Origin of the sequence: Melissococcus plutonius ATCC 35311 (assembly GCF_000270185.1) — a bacterium.
Lineage (GTDB): Bacteria > Bacillota > Bacilli > Lactobacillales > Enterococcaceae > Melissococcus > Melissococcus plutonius.
On the sequence record NC_015516.1, the window covers coordinates 245978 to 269498 of the forward strand.

Genomic DNA, 23521 nt, shown 5'->3' on the forward strand with positions numbered 1-23521 from the left:
ATGTAGAATTTCAGATAATTTACTTAGTAATTAATTAAAATAAAGAGAGGAGAAGGCTTAATGGTAAGAGAATTTTCATTAGAAAACACTCGTAATATCGGTATTATGGCGCACGTTGATGCAGGTAAAACAACAACAACTGAGCGTATTTTATATTATACTGGTAAAATCCATAAAATTGGTGAAACACATGAAGGTGCTTCACAAATGGACTGGATGGAACAAGAACAAGAACGCGGAATTACCATTACTTCTGCTGCAACAACAGCCCAATGGAAAGGATACCGTGTAAACATCATTGATACACCAGGACACGTGGATTTCACAATTGAAGTTCAACGTTCACTACGTGTATTAGATGGTGCTGTAACTGTTCTTGATTCACAATCTGGTGTGGAACCCCAAACAGAAACAGTTTGGCGTCAAGCAACTGAATATAAGGTACCACGTATTGTCTTTTGTAATAAAATGGATAAAATTGGTGCAGATTTCTTATATTCAGTAGAAACATTGCATGATCGTTTACAAGCAAATGCTCATCCAATTCAATTGCCAATTGGTGCTGAAGATAATTTCACTGGTATCATTGATTTAATCAAGATGAAAGCTGAAATTTATACAAATGATCTAGGTACAGATATAAAAGAAACAGATATTCCTGAAGATCATTTAGAGCAAGCAAACGAATGGCGTGAAAAATTAATCGAAGCTGTTGCAGAAACAGATGAAGATTTAATGATGAAATATCTTGATGGCGAAGAAATTACAGTTGACGAACTAAAAGCAGGAATTCGTAAAGCAACAATTAACGTTGAATTTTTCCCAGTTTTAGCTGGTTCAGCATTCAAGAACAAAGGAGTTCAATTAATGTTGGACGCTGTTCTTGATTACCTACCTTCACCACTTGATATTGATGCAATCAAGGGAGTAAATCCAAAAACAGACGAAGAAACAACTCGCCCAGCAGATGATGAAGGTCCATTTGCTTCATTAGCATTTAAAGTAATGACAGATCCATTTGTAGGTCGTTTAACTTTCTTCCGTGTGTATTCTGGTGTTCTTGATAGTGGTTCATATGTTTTAAATGCTTCAAAAGATAAAAAAGAACGTATTGGCCGTATTCTTCAAATGCATGCAAATACAAGAAATGAAATTGATCGGGTTTACTCTGGTGATATTGCTGCTGCTGTAGGACTAAAAGATACAACGACAGGTGATACGCTATGTTCTCAAGATTCACCAGTAATTCTTGAATCCATTGAATTTCCTGATCCTGTTATTCAGGTTGCTGTTGAACCTAAATCAAAAGCGGATCAAGATAAGATGGGTATCGCTCTGCAAAAATTGGCAGAAGAAGATCCTTCTTTCCGTGTTGAAACAAACGTTGAAACTGGAGAAACAGTTATCTCTGGAATGGGTGAACTTCATTTAGATGTCTTGGTAGATCGTATGAAACGTGAATTCAAGGTAGATGCCAATGTAGGAGCACCACAGGTATCTTATCGTGAAACGTTCCGTGCAGCAACTAAGGCAGAAGGAAAATTTGTTCGTCAGTCTGGTGGTAAAGGACAATACGGTCATGTATGGGTTGAATTTACGCCAAACGAAGAAGGAAAAGGCTTTGAATTTGAAAATGCAATTGTTGGTGGTGTTGTTCCTCGCGAATACATTCCTGCTGTTGAAAAAGGGTTACAAGATTCAATGAATAATGGCGTACTTGCTGGTTATCCATTGGTTGATATCAAGGCTAAACTTTATGATGGTTCTTACCATGATGTCGATTCAAATGAAACAGCCTTTCGTGTAGCTGCATCTATGGCATTACGTGCTGCAGCCAAAAATGCAAAACCAGTTATTTTAGAACCAATGATGAAAGTAATTATTACAGTACCAGAAGATTACTTAGGTGATATTATGGGACATGTTACAAGTCGTCGTGGACGTGTAGAAGGCATGGAAGCACATGGAAACTCACAAATCGTGAATGCTATTGTTCCATTGGCTGAAATGTTTGGTTATGCAACAACTTTACGTTCATCTACACAGGGACGTGGTACATTTATGATGGTATTTGATCATTATGAAGATGTACCAAAATCTGTTCAAGAAGATATTATTAAGAAAAATGGTGGTAATGCTTAATATTACCAGGTTCTAGCTATTTAGGGACTATCTATTTTTAATGTTTTCGGTTAAAATAAATAAAGATGATGGGATAATTGCTAAAATTATCTATCAATAATAAATTAAAACTTACAATCTTAGGAGGAATATTTTAAAATGGCTAAAGAAAAATTTGACCGTTCTAAACCCCATGTAAACATTGGTACTATTGGACACGTTGACCATGGTAAAACTACTTTAACAGCTGCAATTGCAACTGTATTAGCTAAAAAGAGTGGCGGAGAAGCACAAACTTACGCTGATATCGATAATGCGCCAGAAGAAAAAGAACGTGGAATTACAATCAACACTTCACATATTGAATATGAAACTGCAAATCGTCACTATGCGCACGTTGACTGCCCAGGGCATGCTGACTATGTTAAAAACATGATCACTGGTGCTGCTCAAATGGATGGAGCTATCTTAGTAGTTTCTGCTGCGGATGGTCCAATGCCTCAAACACGTGAACATATTTTACTATCACGTAACGTTGGTGTACCATATATTGTTGTTTTTTTAAACAAAATGGATATGGTAGATGATGAAGAATTATTAGAATTAGTTGAATTAGAAGTTCGTGATTTACTATCTGAATACGACTTCCCAGGTGATGATACACCAATTATTGCTGGTTCTGCATTAAAAGCTTTGGAAGGCGATTCAGCTTACGAAGATAAAATTATGGAATTAATGGATGCTGTTGATGAATATATTCCAACTCCAGAACGTGATCATGACAAACCATTCATGATGCCAGTGGAAGATGTATTCTCTATCACTGGACGTGGTACTGTTGCTACAGGACGTGTTGAACGTGGACAAGTTCGTGTTGGGGATGAAGTTGAAATCGTTGGTATCGCTGAAGAAACCAATAAAACAACTGTAACAGGCGTTGAAATGTTCCGTAAATTATTAGATTATGCTGAAGCTGGCGATAACATCGGTGCTTTATTACGTGGTGTTGCTCGTGAAGATATTGAACGTGGACAAGTATTGGCTAAACCAAGCTCAATTACACCACATACAAAATTTAAAGCTGAAGTATATGTTTTAACCAAAGAAGAAGGTGGCCGTCATACTCCTTTCTTCTCTAACTACCGTCCTCAATTCTACTTCCGTACAACTGATGTAACTGGTGTTGTAGAATTAGCAGAAGGTACTGAAATGGTTATGCCTGGCGATAATATTGCTATGGAAGTTGAATTAATTCATCCAATCGCTATTGAAGAAGGAACTCGCTTCTCTATTCGTGAAGGTGGACGTACTGTTGGTTCAGGCGTTGTTTCAACAATTATTAAATAATTTGGTAAAAAATAATAAATAGATTTAACTTGAAAAAGTTAACGTACTCGGACACAAGGTTGAAGAAGTATTCTTCAACCTTTTTTCATTTTATTTTAAATATATTTTTAGTAGGCAATAATTAATTGATAAATTTCTTAATTAGGATAAAAAGTATTTAGTAGTTTTTATCAATAAATCTCTTGAAAATTACCTAAAAAAAGTGCAAAATAGAACTAATACGGTAATAAATGGGGAAGGAAGTCATTATGTCAGAACGTGGATTATTGATTGTACTATCAGGTCCATCCGGAGTTGGAAAGGGAACAGTAAGAAAAGCTATCTTTGATAGTGAGAACAATGATTTTCAGTATTCTATTTCTATGACTACTCGTAAAAAGCGAGGAGGAGAGGTAGATGGCGTCGACTATCATTTTCGTTCACGTGAGGAATTTGAGGCGATGATCGAAGCAGGGGAAATGTTGGAATACGCTGAATATGTAGGAAATTATTATGGTACGCCATTAACTTACGTAAACAAGACTTTAGATGAGGGAAAAGATGTATTTTTAGAGATTGAGGTACAGGGTGCAAAACAAGTCAGAGAAAAAGTATCTGATGGTATCTTTATCTTTTTAACACCACCTGATTTAGCAGAATTAAAATCACGCATTATCAATCGGGGAACAGATGATCCTGAAATTATTGAAGAGCGTATGCGGGTTGCTCGTGAGGAAATAGAAATGATGGCTGTTTATGATTATGCAGTTGTGAATGATGATGTTTCAGTAGCTGTTCAAAAAATTAAAAATATTATTGCAAGTGAACATTTTCGTGTTAGACATGTTATTGGAAAGTATATAAAAATGTTAAAGGAGATTTAAGATTATGATGTTAAAACCATCGATTGATTCATTATTAAAAAAAGTGCCTTCCAAGTATTCACTTGTTATTCTAGCAAGTAAGAGGGCACATGAACTGGATGAGGGAATGGATCCAACTCTTGATTCTTTTGAATCTGTAAAAAATGTTGGTCGTGCTTTAGAAGAAATTAATACAGGTAAATTGATAAATGATCCACACCCAGAAGAAAAACGCGAACGTATCCAATTAGCTAGAGAAGAAAAGAAAAAAATTCATGAACAAGAACAAAAAGACTTAGAAGAAAAAATAAGTCATGAAAATACAATTAAATAAGTTAGATAGTCAAGTAAACAAAACTAGATAATTTAAATGATAAAAAGCCATTAAAAAATATTTTTTAATGGCTTTTTATCATTTAAATAAATATTATTTTTTATTTTTAATAAAAATAAAAAATAAGCAATAAATAAATATATTTCTTGATAGATCAGAAAGTAGACTTTAATAAGAAAGATAGATATGATATCATTTACATGAAGTATGGGTAGCTGCCTGTTTTAAATTATTAATAAGCATAAATAGGGAGGTGAAAGGTTGAATATACATTAAAATAATAAATGAAAATGAGAACACAAGCATTATAATGATGAAAAAATAATATTTTTAACATCATTACTACCAATGAAATCATTACTTATCAAGTTTAAAAATACTAAAAAATTATCAATTTTAGCAAACTTTAATCAGCCTATTATTTTTGTTATTGTAATAATATTGGTTTAACGATTGTGAATTATTGAACTTTTAGATGGATATTAAAATACCTGGTAGTAATTTATTAAAATCTTTAAGATATTTTTTTATAATATTTTATAATTTTAATTAATAGAGTTAAAGATTTTGGTTTTGCTGGGCTATTCGGTAAATGCAAAATTTCTTGTAAGATTATTGATGATTAGGTAAATATTAACATGAATAAATACCTATTCATTAATGACCTAATCATTAATGAATATGATAGAAAATAAAGCATGATGAAAAATTTACTATATTTTTGAAATGTAAATATCTAGGCAAATAAGATGTTCAGTAAAATTGTTAAATTTAATAAAGGGAAAAATTCGATAAAATCGTGATTGTTGTTCTAAATGTAAATTAATTGAGATAGAAAAATCTTGTGTATGATGACTATTTATTGAGATAGGAAGGAACAGATATAATCAGTAGATAGTTTTAGAAACTAATTCTCAATATTTAGGATAATTAAAAAAGTAGAACAAATCATTAAAATTGATTTTTAAAGAAAAAATTTTAGCAATTTTAATCAAGATAGGTTTAGTATCATACGAATTTCTATTGTTAATTGTAGTTATGATAGATAAGGTGAGCTATGTATTGATATTGAAAGTTTTCCTAATAAGAAATGGTGCTTCATTTATCTGGAATAGCTTTAAGATTAATTATTATAAAAGACAAAAAAGAAGGCGCTATCTTAAAAAGATTAACTAATTGGAGGTAAATGATGAAAATCTCAAGAATGATTGCAGCAATTGATACTCACACGTCTGGCGAAGCGGCACGATTAATCATTGGAGGCATTACCAAATTTCCTGGTAAAACCATGGCTGAGAAAAAAGCATATCTAGAAAAAAAAAGTGATCATTTACGTAAGATTTTGATGTATGAACCACGTGGACATAAGGATATGTTTGGTGCTTTTATTACAGAACCGGTTAATGAAGAGGCAGATTATGGAATTATTTTTATGGATGCAGGTGGTTATTTAAATATGTGTGGTCATAATACTATTGCAGCAATGACTACAGCGGTTGAACAAGGTTGGGTAAAGGTAGCTAAAGATGATAGAGAAGTAACAGTCGTACAAGATACACCCGCAGGGGTTGTTCATGGGAAGGTACAATTAGACGGAGAGCAATCTGTGATTTCTGTTTCCTTTGAAAATGTTCCTGCTTTTCTTTATAAAAAAGATATTGAAGTAAATGTACCTGGAATTGGCAAATTAATCGTTGATATTTCATTTGGAGGTAGTTTCTTTGTATTATTACCTGCTAAATCAGTAGATTTAAATATTGAACCTAAAAATTCAGAGAAATTCAGTAAAATTGGATTAAAGATTCGGAATGCTGTTAATGAGCAGATTGAAATTCAGCATCCAACTTTGAAACATATTAATCAGGTAGATTTAGTAGAATTTTATGGTTCGGCAGTTAGTTCAGATGCTAATTATCAAAATGTTGTTGTTTTTGGTGATGGACAAGTGGATCGTTCTCCTTGTGGAACAGGTACCTGTGCAAAATTAGCTACATTGTATGGAAAGGGACAAATGAATATAGGAGAATCATTTATTTATGAAAGTATCTTACAAACAAAGTTTAAGGGACAAATTATAAAAGAGACTATGGTGGATAATTACAAAGCAATTATTCCTTGTATTACTGGTTCAGCTTATATTACTGGTTTTAACACATTTTTAGTTAATCCGAAAGATCCCTTAAAAGATGGATTTATTCTGGGATAATCAGTAAAGGAGGAGAAAAATGGTTTTAGTATTATTAATAATTTTTATTTTATTAGCGATTATATTTGGTTATTTTCTACTTAAAGATATATTGGCAAATAAAAATAATTTAGGTAGCGGAAATTGGATTATTTCAATCATTATTGGTTTTATTACAGATTTTTTGGATACATTAGGAATTGGTAGTTTTGCTCCAACAACAATGTTATTGAATTTTACAAAACAACTAAATCAGGATCGTTTATTACCAGGAACGTTGAATGTTGCTCATTCTATTCCTGTTTTACTTGAAGCAATTTTACTTATTCAAGTGGTAAAAGTTTCACCTGTTACCTTATTCAGTTTAATTATAGCAGCAATTCTCGGTTCTTGGGTTGGTTCTTATACAGTAGCTAAACTTCCAGAAAAATTTGTCCAATTTTGGATGGGATGGGCATTAATTGCTACAGCAGTACTAATGGCTTGTAAGCAATTAGGGTTATTAGACATGTTAGGTACAGGAAATACAGCGACCTCTTTGGTTTGCGTAAAATTAGTAATTGGCATTATAGGTAATTTTATTTTTGGTGGTTTGATGACGATTGGCGTAGGACTTTATGCACCTTGTATGGCTATGGTTTATATGTTGGGGCTGAATCCATTGGTTGCTTTTCCTGTTATGATGGGATCATGTGCAGGGTTAATGCCTGTTGCTAGCATCAATTTTATCAAGGCAGGAACCTATTCTAGAAAGGTAAGCCTAGGAATAACTATTGGAGGAATTGTTGGAATAATTATTGCTGTAAATTTTCTTAAAGGACTAAATATAGATATACTATCATGGATTATTGTAGTAGTAATTATTTACACTGGTTTTACTTATATTCAAAAAAGCCGTAAGCTAACTGCTTAAAGGATCAAACAACTTGCTTTTTATCTAGGCAAGTCGTTTGATCCCTATTTTTGTTAAATAGATTCATAAATAATATTACAAAATTATTTATGAATTAAAAAAGTTATTTATGAATTTAAAATTCGGTAGATACCTTAATGAAATTAGATTGTTAGGTAGCTCTATTTTATCGAAAAGATAATAATTGAATAGGGTGTAACTATTTCTCAATTGAAAAATAGTTATTTAGTTATATACTTATTTTCAATTAACTTAACGATCTTTTAATAGTAAGTAACGAAAATAACTAGGTACATCACTATTATTCAAATTTAATAAATAGATAATATGTAAAATACGTATATTGATAGTAAGAATTCATCAATTATTTTACTTGTTATATAAATTCATAACTATTCGATTTTAATTAATGAATATTCTAGTTGTCCTATTTAAAGATTTCTTAGGATTTTTGTTTAATAACACATATTTTTAAGATGAACGGAAATTTATTCATAAATTTAATTATATGAAAATTGTTAATTTTTTATAATATAAAAAATTAAGCAAGACAAATATAGGCTTCTTTAGTACAATAGATGCAAAGCTTTTAAGCAAAAAAGGAGCAGTTGACCATGAACAAGGCAGCTTACGTAATTGTTGATGTCCCTACTATGCAAAAAGATCAACCATTTACCTATCTTATACCTAGTTATCTAGAAGAACAGTTGGCTGTTGGAATGCGAGTAGAAGTTCCTTTTGGCCATGGAAATCGTCGTCTTCAAGGTTTTGTTGTAAAGATAGAAGATATAGAACAAATTTCAGAACAACAAACCTTTCAATGGAAAGAAATTATAGCAGTCTTGGATCTTAAACCGATTCTAAATCAAGAATTATTAGAACTAGCTAATTATATGAAAGAACAGACATATGCTTTTAAGATTACTTGTTTGCAAACAATGTTACCCAGTGTAATGCGAGCTGACTATAAAAAATACATTTATCTTACAGATGAGCTTGAAGAATCGCTTCAGGATGAGTTATTTCACGGATTGGATGAAATTACCTGGGAAGATGCCGAAAATAGATATATTTTACCTCAGTTAATGCAATTAAGAAAACAACAAAAGGTAGATATTCGATACGAAATTGCGACTAGGAATAAAGTGAAAACAGCACGTTATATCAAATCTGAAAAATCGTTTGAAGAACTAGAAGAGATAAAGATTGGATTAAGAAAAGGATCTAAAAAGAAAGAACAATTGATTAGTTATCTTCAAAAAATTGGTTTTGAAGAAAAAACTTCTGTAAAAAAAATGAAGGAACTAGGATTTAGCTATTCAATTTTGAATGAAGGAGCACAAAAAGGATGGTTGGCATTTTTTGAAGAAGAAATTTATCGAGATCCTTATGCCAATAAGCAATTTATCAAAACACTTCCATTAACACTTAATACTGAACAGCAAATTGCTGTTGATAAAATCATTCATTCAATAAATACACAACAAAATAAAACCTATCTTTTAGAGGGAATTACTGGAAGTGGAAAAACAGAAATTTATTTGCAAGTCATTGCTGAAACACTAAATCAAGGCAAAACAGCGATTATGCTTGTGCCTGAAATTTCATTGACACCTCAAACGGTCCATCGCTTTAAAAGCCGTTTTGGAGATCAGGTTGCTGTTATGCATAGTGGGTTATCGCATGGTGAAAAATATGATGAATGGCGCAAGGTTGAACGCAAAGAAGCTAGAGTAGTTATCGGTGCTCGTTCGGCTATTTTTTCTCCGGTTGAATCTTTAGGTGTAATTATTATTGATGAAGAACATGAAGCTAGTTATAAACAAGAAGAAACACCTAGATACCATGCACGTGATCTCGCCATTTGGCGTAGTCGTTATCACCATTGTCCAGTTGTTTTAGGAAGTGCAACCCCTTCATTGGAATCAAAGGCAAGAGCCCAAAAAAAAGTTTATGAAGAATTATTACTTACAAAACGAGCAAATCAAGTTGCAAAGCTTCCATCTATTGAAGTAGTCGATATGCGTGAAGAAATGCAGAAAAAAAATCTTTCTTCATTTTCTTTATTATTACAAGATAAATTGGTTCAACGAATAGAAAATAATGAACAAAGTGTCTTATTATTAAATCGACGTGGCTATTCTTCATTTGTCATGTGTCGTGACTGTGGTTATGTCCTTCCCTGTCCTAACTGTGATATCTCTTTAACATTACATATGGATACGAAAAGAATGAAATGTCATTATTGTGGGTACGAAGAACAAATCACCTACAAATGTCCAAATTGCAAAGGAAATAAAATGCGTTATTATGGTACAGGCACCCAAAAGTTAGAAGAAGAACTAAAACAATTATTGCCAACCGCAAGTGTCATTAGAATGGATGTAGATACAACTAGAAAAAAAGGTGCACATGAAAAGCTTTTACAAAAATTTGGTTCAGGAAAAGCTGATATTTTGTTAGGAACCCAAATGATTGCTAAAGGCTTGGATTTTCCAAATGTAACACTTGTAGGTGTTTTAAATGCAGATACGTCACTGAATTTACCGGATTTTCGTTCAAGTGAACGAACATTTCAATTATTAACTCAAGTTAGTGGGCGAGCTGGCCGTGCTGAAAAACCGGGTGAGGTAATCATTCAGACGTTTAATCCAGAACATTATGCGATTCAATTAGTAAAGGAACAAAATTATGAAGCCTTCTATAAAAAAGAAATGCAGATACGTCATCAAGGAAATTATCCACCCTTTTTCTTTACTATAAAAATTACTGCAGGACACAAGGAAGAAAGTAAGGCTGCAAAACAGATGTTCACCATTGTAAAAAAATTGCAGGAAGGTTTATCGGATAAATGCCTACTTTTGGGACCTACACCCAATGCAATTATGCGTATAAATAATTACTATTTTTATCAAGTAATTATCAAGTATAAATATGAACCTAAGCTGAAGCAAATATTAAAAGAAATTTTAACTGAAACACAAAAAGCAATTGCTGATGGATTGAAACTATCGATTGATCCAGAACCAATGAACTTTACTTAGTTGCCTTATTCAATAAAAAATATAGGTTTTAATAGAAGAATAATTCATTATTAGAAAAATTGATTAATACTTGAATGAAAGGTTTGTAATAACTTTTGTTTAATGGTAGGGTAGTCATCATAAGAAATTTTATTCATGAAACCTAGCTACAATATTAAATTTCAGAATGAATTCTATGATCAACTGAAATTACTATCGTTGCTTTTGATTTTTATTATCAAATTGATAGATTGTAAATTGCTATTATACATGCAAAGATATGGGGAATATCAAATTGAAAAAAATTATATTTATGGGGACACCAGCTTTTTCTGTGCCTATTTTGGAAGGACTTTTGCAAGCTGGCTATCATATACAGGCAGTAGTGACACAACCAGATCGTCCAGTAGGTAGAAAAAAAATTGTTACTCCCACTCCTGTAAAAGAAGTAGCACTAAGACATCATTTACCAATATTGCAACCAGAAAAAATCGCAAATTCCAAGGAAATGGAAACCATTATAAAAGGTAAGCCAGATCTGATTATTACAGCAGCATTTGGACAATTTTTGCCTGAACAACTTTTAAATTGTGCTACCTATGGTGCTATCAATGTTCATGCTTCTTTGCTGCCTAAATATAGAGGTGGAGCACCTGTTCATTATGCACTCATCAATGGTGATGATAAAACAGGCATTACAATTATAAAAATGGTGAAAAAAATGGATGCAGGTGATATTTTGTCACAAAGAGAATTAGCAATTACAAAACAAGATAATGTGGGAACAATGTTTGAACGTTTAAGTAGTCTTGGAAAAGAATTGCTTTTAGATACTTTACCTAAAATATTAGAAAACAAAATTAACCCAGAACCACAAGATGAGAAGAAGGTATCTTTTTCACCAAATATTACAAGAGAACAAGAAAAAATTAATTGGAAAAAAGCATCCGTGGCTATTGATAACCAGGTGCGTGGCATGTGTCCCTGGCCGATTGCTTTTACAACCTATCAAAATCTAGTTTGGAAGTTATGGAAAACAACACCAATCGATGAAACAACAACTGCTGAACCAGGAACCATTGTTAAAAAAAATAAAAAAGCTTTGTGGATTGCTTGTGGTGATAATAAATTATTAGCGATAGAAGTAGTACAACCAGCTGGTAAAGGCAAACTCTCCATTCAAGATTTTTTGAATGGTTTTGGAAAATCGATTTGTGAGGGACAGAAACTAGGTGAGTAGATGAAGAATACTAATAAAAACATAAAATCTTCTGTACGTGATGCAGCATTACAAGCAATAGAGAGAATAGATAAGGGCGGCGCTTATTCTAATTTGTTATTAAATGAAATGATTCAATCTTCGCAATTGGGTGAAAAAGATAGTCGTTTATTTACCGAAATAGTTTATGGAACAATTAGCAGAAAACTATTATTAGAATATTACCTAGATACTTTTATACATAAAAGAAAAAAAGTAGAACATTGGGTAAGAATGCTACTTATTCTTTCTTTCTACCAATTACTTTATTTAGATAAGGTTCCAGATCATGCAGTGATTAATGAAGCAGTTGAGATTGCCAAAAGACGGGGAAATTTAGGAACTGGTAAATTTGTAAATGGTATCCTACGTTCACTACAACGAAGAGGATTACCTAGCTTAGACGAAATTTCAGATCCTATTGAACGTCTTTCAATAGAAATTAGTATGCCTTTATGGCTTGTAAAGAAATTAATCCAACAGTTAGGAGAAACAGAAACCAAAAAACTAGGACTTTCACTGTTTGAAAAAAGTCATGTTAGTGGTCGTATTGATAGTCGGAAGATCAGTCGCTTTGATGCAATTATTCAACTACAAAAGGAGGGAATTGAAGCAAGCGAAAGTCCAATTTCTCCTTACGGAATTATTGCTGAAAAGGGACGACTTGCTACTAGTTCTCTGTTTAGGGAAGGCAAGCTAACCATTCAGGATGAAAGTTCTATGCTAGCAGCTCCAACTCTTCAGATAGATGAAAGTAATCAAGTACTAGATGCATGTGCAGCACCAGGAGGTAAAACAACCCATATTGCTACTTTCCTAAATCAACAAAAGCAAGGAAAAATTATTGCATTAGACATTCATGATCATAAATTAAAACTAATTAAAGAGAATGCAGTACGAATGCAGGTTTCTTCTATAATCAAATTAGAAAAATTAGATGCACGAAAGGTAAAAGAAGTTTATCCATCTGAATACTTTGATCGCATACTTGTTGATGCACCCTGTTCAGGTTTAGGATTGATGCGTAGAAAACCCGATATTAAGTACCGTAAAACATTACAAGATATTAAAAAATTAGCTAAAATTCAAGAGGAAATTATTGAAAGTGTTGTGCCAACCTTGAAAAAAGGAGGCATACTAACTTATAGTACCTGTACAATTACCCAAGAAGAAAATCAACATGTAATTATAACTTTTTTAAAGAAACATCCGGAGTTTAAAAAAATCGATATTATTGGAAACGAAAAAGTTTCAGCAGAAGTTCGTGATCAAATGCTGACTCTTTATCCACATCGATGGCAAACAGATGGTTTTTTCATTTGTTGCATGCAAAAAGTTTATTAGATGGGGTGAAAATAGTGGAAATAAGTGTTCAAACAGATGTAGGTCATAAAAGAAATACAAATCAAGATTATGCAGGAATATTTAATAATGAAATGAAAGCTCCTCTTGTTGTTTTAGCAGATGGTATGGGTGGACATCAAGCAGGTGATATTGCTAGTCAGATTGCTGTTCAGTATATTGGAGAAAATTGGCAGAATAACAAAATTACAACAGAAAAAGCAACAAAAAATTGGTTGATTGAAAAAAGTCAAGAAGCAAATGAAAAAATCTTTCAAAAAGGACAATCACATTCTAAATATCTGGGAATGGGAACAACACTTGTTGGTGCTGTTTTGTTAGATCATTCATTTATATTAGCTAATATTGGAGATAGTAGAGCTTACCTGATTCGTGAAAAAGAAATCTGTCAACTAACGGAAGACCATTCCTTGGTCAATGAGTTGGTGAAATCAGGCGAAATTACAAAAGAAATGGCCATTAATCATCCAAGAAAAAATATTCTTGTTCGTTCCCTAGGTATGCCTGGGAAAATTGAAGTTGATATAGCTAATCATAAATGGCAAAGCAATGATTACTTGTTATTATGTTCAGATGGATTAACAAATATGATTAGTGAAGAAGAAATTTTGAAGATTATTCAGTCAAATCAAACACTTGATGAAATAACCAACCAATTAATTGCCTCTTCAAATGAAGCGGGTGGACTAGACAATATTACAGTTTTACTGGTTCATTTTAATTGATAAGGAGGAAAATCGATGATCCAAACCGGTAAGAAACTAAATGGTCGATACCAAATTATAGGTAATATCGGCAGTGGTGGCATGGCCAATGTATTCTTGGCGCATGATTTAATTCTGGATAGAGACGTAGCGATAAAAGTCTTACGTTTTGATTTTCAAGATGATCAGGCTGCTATTCGGCGCTTTCAAAGAGAGGCCTTGGCAGCAGTAGAGTTGGTGCATCCAAATATTGTCAGTGTCTATGATGTTGGTGAAGAAGACGGCTTGCAATATTTAGTAATGGAATATGTTAAGGGAATGGATCTAAAACGTTATATTCAAACACACTATCCAATTCCTTTTAAAACCATTGTTGATATAATGGAACAAGTTCTTTCTGCTGTTTCTGTAGCACATGATCATCGTATTATTCACAGAGATTTAAAACCACAAAATATTTTGATTGATGAGAACAATATAGCTAAAATTACCGATTTTGGCATTGCTATTGCCTTATCTGAAACTTCTATTACTCAAACAAATACTATGCTTGGATCTGTTCATTATTTATCACCCGAGCAGGCACGTGGTAGCATGGCAACAGATCAATCTGATATCTATGCAGTTGGTATCATTTTGTATGAGTTATTGACAGGTAATGTACCCTTTGATGGTGAATCAGCTGTTACAATTGCTTTAAAACATTTCCAAGAAGAAATTCCTTCTGTACGTTCATTTGATAAAAATATTTCACAGTCTTTAGAGAATATTGTCTTACATGCAACTGCTAAAAATCCAATTGATCGATATAAGACAGCAGATGAAATGGCAGAAGATTTACATACAGTATTAAATCCTAACCGTTTGAATGAAGCTGTTTGGCAACCAGATCCCCATCTAGAAGAGACAAAGATATTAACACCTATTGAACCATCAACGAATGATGAGAGTGATGCAAATGAGGAATCTAAAGCATCTTCGAAAAAAACACAAAAAAACAAAGCTAGAAGAAAAAAACAAAAAATAGGATTAGCAAGTATAATTGTGATCTTAGTTGGCTTATTGGTCATGAGTGGTATTTATTTTGCTAGTGGAAAAAATGAAATAAAGGTTTTAAAAGTTAGTGATCGTTCTCCAGTAATTGCCAAAAAAGTGTTAGAAGAAGCTGGTTTTCAGGGTGTAGTAGCATTGAAAAAACAACCTGATAATAAAATTTCAGAAGGCAGAATAATTAAAACTGATCCACCAATAGGAACTTCTATAAAAAAAGATAGTAAAATTACATTGTATGTTAGTTCTGGTAATAAAAAGGTTAAGTTAGATAACTATAAAAATAGAATGTACACCAAAGTAAAAGAAGAATTGAAAAGTAAAAATATCAAAACTATTATTAAAAAAAGTAAAGCTAACTCTGCTCCTGAGGGAACAATTATTAAACAATCACCAAAACGCGGAACAGCTATTGATCCAAAAAACGATACAGTAATTTTAACTGTTAGTTCTGGCCCTATCGTTATAGGCAACTACTACAATTATTCTTATAATGATGCTATAGATGAATTAATAGGATTAGGTATAGTGAGTACAGACCAAATTTCACAGATAAATGCATCAAATGATACAGTTCCAACTGGGTATGTATTCTCACAGTCACCAGCTGCAGGTACACCTATTGATGTAAAAAATGATTCAATTATTTTATATGTTAGTACAGGACCAGCAATTAAAAAAATAGAAAATAATTTTTCACAAGAAAGCAAAAATTCTAATCAATTAGATAGAAATGACAATCATACAGAAGACAATAAGAAAAACAATAATAATAAAGAGGAAAATAAGAATAAAAATAATGATAATGCCAAAAAACAGTCGTCAGAAAAACCAACTGATGAGAGTAATGAAAAACCAACAACAGATGCTACGACGAATAATCCAAAACCAACTGATAGCAGTGAAAATAAGATAAACAATAAAAATAATAAATAATTATCTTTTATAATAAAATTTATTACTCATTGATATTTTTATAAAAATAAGGGAACTTACAAGAAAATGTAGAAAAATTTCTTATAGGTTCTCTTACTTATTTTTTATAAAATAATCTTCTAACAATTTCCTTTTAAATCAGACTCCAATGCTCTAGAATTGGTTTTCTTTCTGAAAAATAATTGTTATACTTAACTTAATAAAAAATCCTTAAGATAATTATTTTTAATAATTGCCTTAGAAGGAGTGAGGATACTGAAAGGTCAAATTAGAAAAGCGTTAAGTGGTTTTTACTATGTTTATACTAAGGGAACCACCTATCAAACAAGAGCTCGTGGTAATTTTCGTAAGAGAAAAATAGTACCTTTTGTAGGAGATAAAGTAATTTTTGAAAGCAAAAATTCAACAGATGGTTATATTTTAGATATACTACCTAGATTTAATGAATTGGAACGTCCCACTGTAGCAAATGTAAACCAAGGAGTTATTGTTACAAGTATGGTAAAACCGCTGTTTTCTTATAATTTGTTAGATCGCTTTTTAATAATATTAGAAAATAAAAAGATAAAACCAATTATTTATTTAACAAAAATAGATTTATTAAATGATGATGGCAGTTCAGATGTTCATTCTATCCAAAAACAATATGAACAAATTGGTTATCCAGTTATCTTAGGTAATAATCTAGAGATGAAATATAAAGGTATTGAGGTATTAAAGCAATATTTTCCAGAAAAGCTGACAGTATTTATGGGACAATCAGGTTCTGGTAAATCTACTTTACTAAATAATATTTCTTCAAATTTAACTTTAGCAACTGCTGAAATTTCAGAGGTATTGGGCCGAGGAAAGCACACGACTCGTCATATAGAACTTATTCCTATAGATCAGGGCTTGGTTGCAGATACGCCTGGATTTAGTTCTATTGATTTTCAAACAATTGAAAAAGAAAGACTACCAAAATTGTTTCCTGAATTTGTCAAGGCGGCACCATTTTGTAAATTTAGAGAATGTATGCATGCTAACGAACCTGGTTGTGAGGTAAAACATAGAGCAAAAGAAGGTATGATTGCTAAAAGTCGCTATGACAATTATTTACAATTTTTAGAAGAAATTGAAAAAAGAAAACCAGTATATAAAAAAAAGAAGGAGTGAAATCAATGAAATTAGTCCCTTCTATTTTAAATGCTAATTTTGCTAATTTAGAAAAAGAAATTAAAACAGTAGAAATGGCAGGAATCGAGGCTCTTCATATTGATGTGATGGATGGCCAGTTTGTTCCAAATATTACTTTTGGTCCTTCTGTTGTTTCAAGTATTCATTCAATAACGAACTTATCTTTAGATATCCATTTAATGATCATTCAACCTGAAAATTATATTGATCAATTTATTGAGGCAGGGGCAAATACGATTAATGTTCATCAAGAATCAACCCCCCATATTTATCGTTGTATGCAAATGATCAAAGACAAGGGTGCTAGAGCAGGTATCGTTTTAAATCCAGGAACGTCGATTGATACAATTATACCTATTTTACATTTGGTAGATCAGATATTGATTATGACTGTCAACCCAGGTTTTGGTGGTCAAACATTTATCGATTTTACCTTAAAAAAAATAGCTGAACTGAGTGAATTGAAAAAATTAAATGGCTACCACTATGAGATTGAAGTAGACGGTGGAATTATTCCTGAGACGGCTTTGCTGTGTAAAAAGGCCGGTGCAACAATGTTTGTGTCAGGTTCCTATATTTATGATGCAAATGATCCTCGCGAACGTATTGCTGCTTTAAGGGAGGTTCTAGATTAATGCGTACATTGATAGTTACCGGTGTTTTTTCAACTTGTTTATCTTCTCTAAGCCAAAAAGATTTTGATTATATTGTTGGTGTGGATAGGGGAAATGTTTATTTATTAGAACAAGGTTGGCCCATCGATTTAGCTGTAGGTGATTTTGATTCCGCTACAGAAATAGAAGTGAACCAGATAAAACAACAAGCAAAAGAAATGTTAGTAGCACAGGCAGAAAAAGATGATACAGATACACAATTAGCTTTAGAACGTGTGTTTAAAAAATTTCCTGAAACACAAGTATTTATTATCGGAGCAACAGGTGGAAGAGTAGATCATTTTCTTGCTAATTTATGGATGCCATTAGAAACACGATTCAAGCCATATGCAGAGCAAATTAAAATACAAGATAATCAAAATAGTATTTCCTATTACCTACCTGGCAATCATACAGTCTACAAAGAAGCAGATAAAAATTACTTAGCTTATTGTTGTCTTACACCAGTAAAAGAGTTGACGCTGTCAGAAAGTAAATATACATTGAAAAATCAAGAGGTAGAAATACCTACTTCTTATGCTAGTAATGAATTTATTAATGAAAAAGCTTCTTTCTCTTTCGCCTCTGGAATGGTTGCTGTTATTCAAAGTAAAGATTGAGAATAATTTGGATGAACCATTTCATCTATTCTAAATATAAAATAAAAAAGCTGAGCGTTCTTTACACGTTCAGCTTTTGCTCATTTGTCTATATGGTTAAACACGCTCGATTTTTCCAGATTTCAAAGCACGAGTTGAAACCCAAACTTTTTTAGGTTTGCCGTCTACTAATACACGAACTTTTTGTAAGTTGGGTTTAACAGTACGTTTAGTAGCATTCATTGCATGAGAACGATTATTTCCACTTCTTGTCTTACGACCAGTGAAGTAACATACCTTTGCCATTAATAAATTCCTCCTTTGCTTTGATCTTGGAGCGATAATATTCTGCTCATACTAATTTAATGTATCATAGTGATCAAAGTATTGCAAGAAGATTTTAAATTCTACCTAGCTTTTTTACAATCTCTTTCCAGTTTTTAAACGTAACTTGTTTAAAGAAAGTTCAAATAATTAGAATTATTTTTGGTAAATATTTTATAAAGCACATTGACATTTTCCATTGGTCAAGGTAAATTAAAAACTTATAAATAAATAAAATGAAAGCTAGTCCACTTATTATCTAATGAACTTTTCTTTCCATTAAGGAACAGCTATGTTAGAATATAAAGAAGAAAATCGGGGAAATATACCCTTTTAAGGAGGCTTTCTAAATGGCTGTAAAAATTAAGACCCCTTCAGGTATGATTGAAATCACTAATGATGTTATTGCAACGGTAGTTGGTGGTGCAGCTACCGATATTTATGGAATAGTCGGTATGGCAAGCAAAAATCAAATTAAAGATAATTTAAATGGTATTTTACGCCGAGAGAATTATTCTAAAGGCGTTATTGTTCGGCAAAAAGAAAACGGCGTAGCTGTAGATGTTTATACAATTATTAGTTATGGAACAAAAATTTCTGAGGTTTCTCGTAATGTTCAAGAGAAAGTAAAATATAACCTTGAAGCGTTACTAGGTGTAACAGCTAATTCAGTTAATGTATTTGTTCAAGGTGTACGTGTATTGCCTGATTAGAAGAGCAATTGTTCCATTAAACGATGGGCAATGAATCTAAAGGAGGATTTTAGGTGAATGTAACAGAAATTAATGCCAGTAAGTTTCGGGAGATGGTCAAGGCTGGTGCAAGCCGGTTAAATATGAATGCAGAATACGTGAATTCATTGAATGTTTTTCCCGTTCCAGATGGAGATACAGGAACGAATATGAATTTGTCAATGACTAGTGGTTCTAAAGCTGTCACCGACTCATATTCAGAGAATGTAGGCGAATTGGCAGGTATTTTATCTAAAGGACTATTGATGGGTGCCCGTGGTAATTCAGGCGTTATTCTGTCACAATTATTTAGGGGATTTTCCAACCAAATTTCTGATAAAAAAATATTGCAGGCGGATGAATTGGCCGCTGCCTTTATACATGGTGTTGAAACAGCCTATAAAGCTGTAATGAAACCAGTTGAGGGAACGATCTTGACTGTTGCTCGTGAGGCCGCTCGTTTTGGTGAGCGTAAGGCAAAGGAAAGTAACGATTGTATTGAAATAATGGATGCTATCGTTCAGGGAGCTAGGCGTGCTTTAACAAAGACACCAGACCTTTTACCAGTTTTAAAAGAAGTTGGTGTTGTAGATAGTGGAGGTCAGGGACTTCTTTTTATCTATGAAGGATTTCTTGAATCGCTATCTGGAACATATCTGGATAAAGGAACTTATGAACCAACAACTACTGAAATGGATGAAATGGTCAATGCAGAACATCATCGCAGTATTCAAAGTCAATTAGCTACAGAGGACATTCAATATGGCTATTGTACAGAAATCATGGTTCAAATTGGTGAAGGTCCCACTGTTGATAGTAAATTTGAGTATGACATATTTAGAAATTATCTAAATAAATTAGGGGATTCTTTGCTTGTTATTAATGATGATGAAATCATTAAAGTTCATGTACACACAGAACATCCTGGTGAAGTTTTGAATTATGGACAAAAGTTTGGTTCATTAATTAAGATTAAAGTAGATAATATGCGTTTACAACATGAAACAATTTTGGAACATGATACTAAAATTGCGCAATCACCTATTGCTAAAAGTGCTGCTGTTCCTTTAGGAGTAATTGCTATTGCGGCTGGTGAAGGTTTACAACAATTATTCAAAAGTTTGGGAGCAAGTTATGTAATCAGTGGTGGTCAAACAATGAATCCGAGTACTGAGGATATCTTGAGTGCCATTAATCAGGTAAATGCTGAGCAAATTATCATCTTACCTAACAACAAAAACATTTTTATGGCAGCAAATCAAGCTGTAGAAGTTGCTTCAATTCCTGTTTCGGTTATTCCTTCGCAAACTATTTCTGAAGGGTTAACTGCCATGCTTGGTTTTAATGAACGTCAAACATTGGATGAAAACAAAGAGACAATGACCGATATGTTGGATGATGTAACAAGTGGGCAAATTACGACTGCTACCCGAGATACAACGGTAGATGATGTGACAATCAAAACAGACGATTATTTAGGAATGATCAACGGTAAGATTGTTATTTCTAAAAAAGACCGATTTGATGTTTTGCTTGAAACACTGAGAAAGATGATTCATGATAATATAGAGATTGTTACGATTATTGTGGGTGAGAAAGGAACAATGAAGGAAGCAGAGAAACTCAAGGAAATTTTAAATAAGGAATATTCCAAGGTAGAAATTGAACTACAAGATGGAGGACAACCTGTGTATCCTTATTTGTTTTCTGCTGAATAAAAATGCAAACTAATTAAAAATAAAGTTGAGACAAAGCCATTCGTTTTGACTCAACTTTTTTTGTAGATAGAGAAAAATCAATTCAATATTGAATAGAAGGGAGAACCCAATTGGATTTATCAGATGTTATTACAAAAATTCCAAAGATCGGCTCTAAACGAGCCGAAAATTTACAGGCTTTAGGTATCTATACGGTAGAAGATTTATTGACCTATTATCCTTTTCGTTATGAAGATATTCAAGAAAAAGAATTAGATGAAATCCAAGATCAAGAAAAAGTTACCCTGAAAGGCTTTGTTGTTTCTGAACCGATTGTTACTCATTATGGTTATAAGAAAAATCGATTGGTATTTAGAATTATGCAAGAACATGCAGTCATCAATGTTTCATTTTTTAACCAATCTTTCTTAAAGGAAAAAGTTCACCTATCCGAAGAAATTGCTATTTATGGAAAATGGGATGCTAAACGAAAATCGTTGAATGGAATAAAAATTCTTGCTTCAAAAGATGGTAAAACTGAAGATTTTTCACCAATCTACCATGTAAATAAAAAAATCCATCAAAGTACACTTGTTCAATTAATTCAGACTGCATTTGATCTATATGGTGAAGCAATTGAGGAAACATTACCAAATTATTTATTAAAAAAATATCATTTATTATCTAGAAAAGAAGCAATGTTTTCTATGCATTTTCCTAATTTACCCAGCGAAAATTATCAAGCAAAGCGACGAATTGTTTTTGAGGAATTTTTGATTTTTCAATTACAGATACAGGGATTAAAAAAGCAAGAAAAAGCTGAACAAAATGGTATTTCTATTCATTATGATATAAAGCGTTTAAAACAATTTACAAAATCATTACCTTTTCAATTAACAGAGGCACAAAAAAAGGTAACAAATGAAATATGTAGAGATTTATTAAGTGCAAATCATATGCAACGTCTTTTACAAGGGGATGTGGGCAGTGGCAAAACAATTGTAGCAGCGATCGTTCTATATGCAGTAGTTACAGCTGGCTTCCAAGGTGCTTTAATGGTACCTACTGAGATTTTGGCACAACAGCATATGGAGAGTTTTCAGAAATTATATAATCCATTAGAAGTTCGTATAGCTTTATTAACAAGTTCAACGAAATTAAAAGAACGTAGAGAAATACTAGAGCAATTAAGAAATGGAGCTATTGATATTATTATAGGTACACATGCATTAATTCAAGAAGATGTCGTTTTTCATCAACTAGGACTTGTCATAACAGATGAACAACATCGATTTGGCGTAAACCAACGAAAAATTTTAAGAGAAAAAGGTATGAGACCAGATGTCTTGTTTATGACAGCAACACCGATTCCAAGAACACTAGCTATTACTGCCTTTGGGGAAATGGATGTTTCAAGCATTGATGAAATGCCTGCTGGAAGACAACCTGTTGAAACTCGTTGGGTGCGTTCAACAAAATTGGACTCTGTATTAGAATGGGCAAAAAGAGAATTAGTAAATAATCACCAAACCTATGTTATCTGTCCCCTGATTGAAGAATCAGAAGCTCTAGATGCCAAAAATGCTTTAGAAATCTATGAGTACTTATCAAATTTTTTTAATGATGAATACAAGGTAGGATTGCTACATGGCAAAATGAAAAATACGCAAAAAGAAGAAATTATGCAAGAATTTAAAAATAATCAGCTCCAAATATTGGTTTCAACAACTGTAATTGAGGTCGGTGTCAATGTACCCAATGCAACACTTATGTTGATTATAGATGCAGATCGCTTTGGATTAGCACAACTTCATCAATTAAGAGGACGTGTAGGTCGTGGAACAGAAGCTGCTTATTGTATATTGATAGCTGATCCAAAAAATGAATTGGGGACCGAACGAATGAAAATTATGACAGAAACAACAAATGGTTTTGAATTAAGCGAAAAAGATCTAACTTTAAGAGGATCTGGAGAAGTATTTGGTGATCGTCAGTCCGGTGTTCCTCAATTTATTGTAGGTGATATTGTTAATGATTTCAATATTCTAGAAATTGCTCAACAAGAAGCTGCCCAAATTTGGCATCAAAAATCATGGTGGTGTTCAGTGGAATTTAAAAATCTTGCTAGCAAGGTTAATGTTGTAGGCCGAGATGATCAATTCTTTGATTAAACAATACAGTACATTATAAAATAAGTGAAGTATCAAAATTAAGTAAGAAAATGGGTTTTAAAAATAGGAAATTCTTACAGGCCGGCTCGCCCATC

At 32.6% G+C, this 23521-nt stretch carries 18 protein-coding genes; 17 read left to right on the plus strand and 1 reads right to left on the minus strand.

Annotation, left to right across the window (positions count from 1 at the left end; genetic code table 11):
* The first annotated feature begins 60 nt into the window (after positions 1-60).
* From fusA to MPTP_RS01160, 14 genes are all read left to right on the plus strand, one after another.
* On the plus strand, positions 61-2142 hold the full coding sequence (fusA, locus tag MPTP_RS01095; RefSeq protein ID WP_013773175.1) for an elongation factor G: 2082 nt from the start codon (positions 61-63) through the stop codon (positions 2140-2142).
* Positions 2143-2280: 138 nt separating this feature from the next.
* Positions 2281-3468, plus strand: coding sequence for an elongation factor Tu (tuf, locus tag MPTP_RS01100; protein WP_013773176.1), 1188 nt, complete (start codon positions 2281-2283; stop codon positions 3466-3468).
* 248 nt (positions 3469-3716) lie between these two features.
* Positions 3717-4331 carry a guanylate kinase gene (gene gmk / locus MPTP_RS01105; protein WP_013773177.1) on the plus strand — a complete coding sequence of 205 codons (615 nt, stop codon included), beginning with the start codon at positions 3717-3719 and terminating at the stop codon, positions 4329-4331.
* Positions 4332-4335: 4 nt separating this feature from the next.
* Positions 4336-4644: a DNA-directed RNA polymerase subunit omega gene (gene rpoZ, locus MPTP_RS01110; protein ID WP_013773178.1), complete on the plus strand. Its 309-nt coding sequence runs from the start codon at positions 4336-4338 to the stop codon at positions 4642-4644.
* A gap of 1189 nt (positions 4645-5833) precedes the next feature.
* Positions 5834-6850, plus strand: a complete 1017-nt coding sequence (locus tag MPTP_RS01115; RefSeq protein WP_013773179.1) for a proline racemase family protein — start codon at positions 5834-5836, stop codon at positions 6848-6850.
* A gap of 19 nt (positions 6851-6869) precedes the next feature.
* Positions 6870-7742: a sulfite exporter TauE/SafE family protein gene (locus MPTP_RS01120; RefSeq protein ID WP_013773180.1), complete on the plus strand. Its 873-nt coding sequence runs from the start codon at positions 6870-6872 to the stop codon at positions 7740-7742.
* Positions 7743-8356: 614 nt separating this feature from the next.
* The gene (gene priA, locus MPTP_RS01125) at positions 8357-10786 is read left to right on the plus strand and encodes a primosomal protein N' (RefSeq protein WP_013773181.1); all 2430 of its coding nucleotides are present in this window, start codon (positions 8357-8359) and stop codon (positions 10784-10786) included.
* Between the two features lie 274 nt (positions 10787-11060).
* Positions 11061-12005 (plus strand): methionyl-tRNA formyltransferase, encoded by a 945-nt coding sequence (gene fmt, locus MPTP_RS01130; protein ID WP_013773182.1) that lies wholly within the window; start codon positions 11061-11063, stop codon positions 12003-12005.
* The gene (gene rsmB / locus MPTP_RS01135) at positions 12006-13367 is read left to right on the plus strand and encodes a 16S rRNA (cytosine(967)-C(5))-methyltransferase RsmB (RefSeq protein ID WP_013773183.1); all 1362 of its coding nucleotides are present in this window, start codon (positions 12006-12008) and stop codon (positions 13365-13367) included.
* Positions 13368-13381: 14 nt separating this feature from the next.
* Positions 13382-14110 (plus strand): Stp1/IreP family PP2C-type Ser/Thr phosphatase, encoded by a 729-nt coding sequence (locus MPTP_RS01140; RefSeq protein ID WP_041363507.1) that lies wholly within the window; start codon positions 13382-13384, stop codon positions 14108-14110.
* Between the two features lie 15 nt (positions 14111-14125).
* On the plus strand, positions 14126-16075 hold the full coding sequence (gene pknB, locus MPTP_RS01145) for a Stk1 family PASTA domain-containing Ser/Thr kinase (protein ID WP_013773185.1): 1950 nt from the start codon (positions 14126-14128) through the stop codon (positions 16073-16075).
* A 246-nt stretch (positions 16076-16321) separates the two neighbouring features.
* The gene (gene rsgA / locus MPTP_RS01150; RefSeq protein ID WP_013773186.1) at positions 16322-17230 is read left to right on the plus strand and encodes a ribosome small subunit-dependent GTPase A; all 909 of its coding nucleotides are present in this window, start codon (positions 16322-16324) and stop codon (positions 17228-17230) included.
* Between the two features lie 5 nt (positions 17231-17235).
* Positions 17236-17886 carry a ribulose-phosphate 3-epimerase gene (gene rpe, locus MPTP_RS01155; RefSeq protein ID WP_013773187.1) on the plus strand — a complete coding sequence of 217 codons (651 nt, stop codon included), beginning with the start codon at positions 17236-17238 and terminating at the stop codon, positions 17884-17886.
* Positions 17886-18524 carry a thiamine diphosphokinase gene (locus MPTP_RS01160; protein ID WP_013773188.1) on the plus strand — a complete coding sequence of 213 codons (639 nt, stop codon included), beginning with the start codon at positions 17886-17888 and terminating at the stop codon, positions 18522-18524. The genes rpe and MPTP_RS01160 overlap by 1 nt, the downstream gene beginning before the upstream one ends.
* A gap of 96 nt (positions 18525-18620) precedes the next feature.
* Here the strand turns inward: MPTP_RS01160 and rpmB are convergent, their stop codons facing one another.
* Positions 18621-18809, minus strand: a complete 189-nt coding sequence (gene rpmB / locus MPTP_RS01165) for a 50S ribosomal protein L28 (RefSeq protein WP_013773189.1) — start codon at positions 18807-18809, stop codon at positions 18621-18623.
* Positions 18810-19177: 368 nt separating this feature from the next.
* Here rpmB and MPTP_RS01170 point away from each other — a divergent pair, with 368 nt between their 5' ends.
* The 3 genes from MPTP_RS01170 (at position 19178) to recG (ending at position 23426) form a co-directional block, all read left to right on the plus strand.
* On the plus strand, positions 19178-19540 hold the full coding sequence (locus MPTP_RS01170) for an Asp23/Gls24 family envelope stress response protein (RefSeq protein WP_013773190.1): 363 nt from the start codon (positions 19178-19180) through the stop codon (positions 19538-19540).
* Positions 19541-19593: 53 nt separating this feature from the next.
* Positions 19594-21276 (plus strand): DAK2 domain-containing protein, encoded by a 1683-nt coding sequence (locus MPTP_RS01175; RefSeq protein ID WP_013773191.1) that lies wholly within the window; start codon positions 19594-19596, stop codon positions 21274-21276.
* 110 nt (positions 21277-21386) lie between these two features.
* Entirely contained in the window at positions 21387-23426 is a 2040-nt protein-coding gene (recG, locus tag MPTP_RS01180) for an ATP-dependent DNA helicase RecG (RefSeq protein WP_013773192.1), read from the plus strand.
* Positions 23427-23521: the final 95 nt, after the last annotated feature.

Excerpts from the sequence above, each read along its gene's own strand:
- pknB (WP_013773185.1), top strand. The coding sequence starts at position 14,126 with ATGATCCAAACCGGTAAGAAACTAAATGGTCGATACCAAATTATAGGT.
- MPTP_RS01160 (WP_013773188.1), top strand. The coding sequence starts at position 17,886 with ATGCGTACATTGATAGTTACCGGTGTTTTTTCAACTTGTTTATCTTCT.
- MPTP_RS01115 (WP_013773179.1), top strand. The coding sequence starts at position 5,834 with ATGAAAATCTCAAGAATGATTGCAGCAATTGATACTCACACGTCTGGC.
- gmk (WP_013773177.1), top strand. The coding sequence starts at position 3,717 with ATGTCAGAACGTGGATTATTGATTGTACTATCAGGTCCATCCGGAGTT.
- tuf (WP_013773176.1), top strand. The coding sequence starts at position 2,281 with ATGGCTAAAGAAAAATTTGACCGTTCTAAACCCCATGTAAACATTGGT.
- rpoZ (WP_013773178.1), top strand. The coding sequence starts at position 4,336 with ATGATGTTAAAACCATCGATTGATTCATTATTAAAAAAAGTGCCTTCC.
- fusA (WP_013773175.1), top strand. The coding sequence starts at position 61 with ATGGTAAGAGAATTTTCATTAGAAAACACTCGTAATATCGGTATTATG.
- MPTP_RS01170 (WP_013773190.1), top strand. The coding sequence starts at position 19,178 with ATGGCTGTAAAAATTAAGACCCCTTCAGGTATGATTGAAATCACTAAT.
- priA (WP_013773181.1), top strand. The coding sequence starts at position 8,357 with ATGAACAAGGCAGCTTACGTAATTGTTGATGTCCCTACTATGCAAAAA.
- rpe (WP_013773187.1), top strand. The coding sequence starts at position 17,236 with ATGAAATTAGTCCCTTCTATTTTAAATGCTAATTTTGCTAATTTAGAA.
- MPTP_RS01120 (WP_013773180.1), top strand. The coding sequence starts at position 6,870 with ATGGTTTTAGTATTATTAATAATTTTTATTTTATTAGCGATTATATTT.
- rsmB (WP_013773183.1), top strand. The coding sequence starts at position 12,006 with ATGAAGAATACTAATAAAAACATAAAATCTTCTGTACGTGATGCAGCA.
- rpmB (WP_013773189.1), bottom strand. The coding sequence starts at position 18,809 with ATGGCAAAGGTATGTTACTTCACTGGTCGTAAGACAAGAAGTGGAAAT.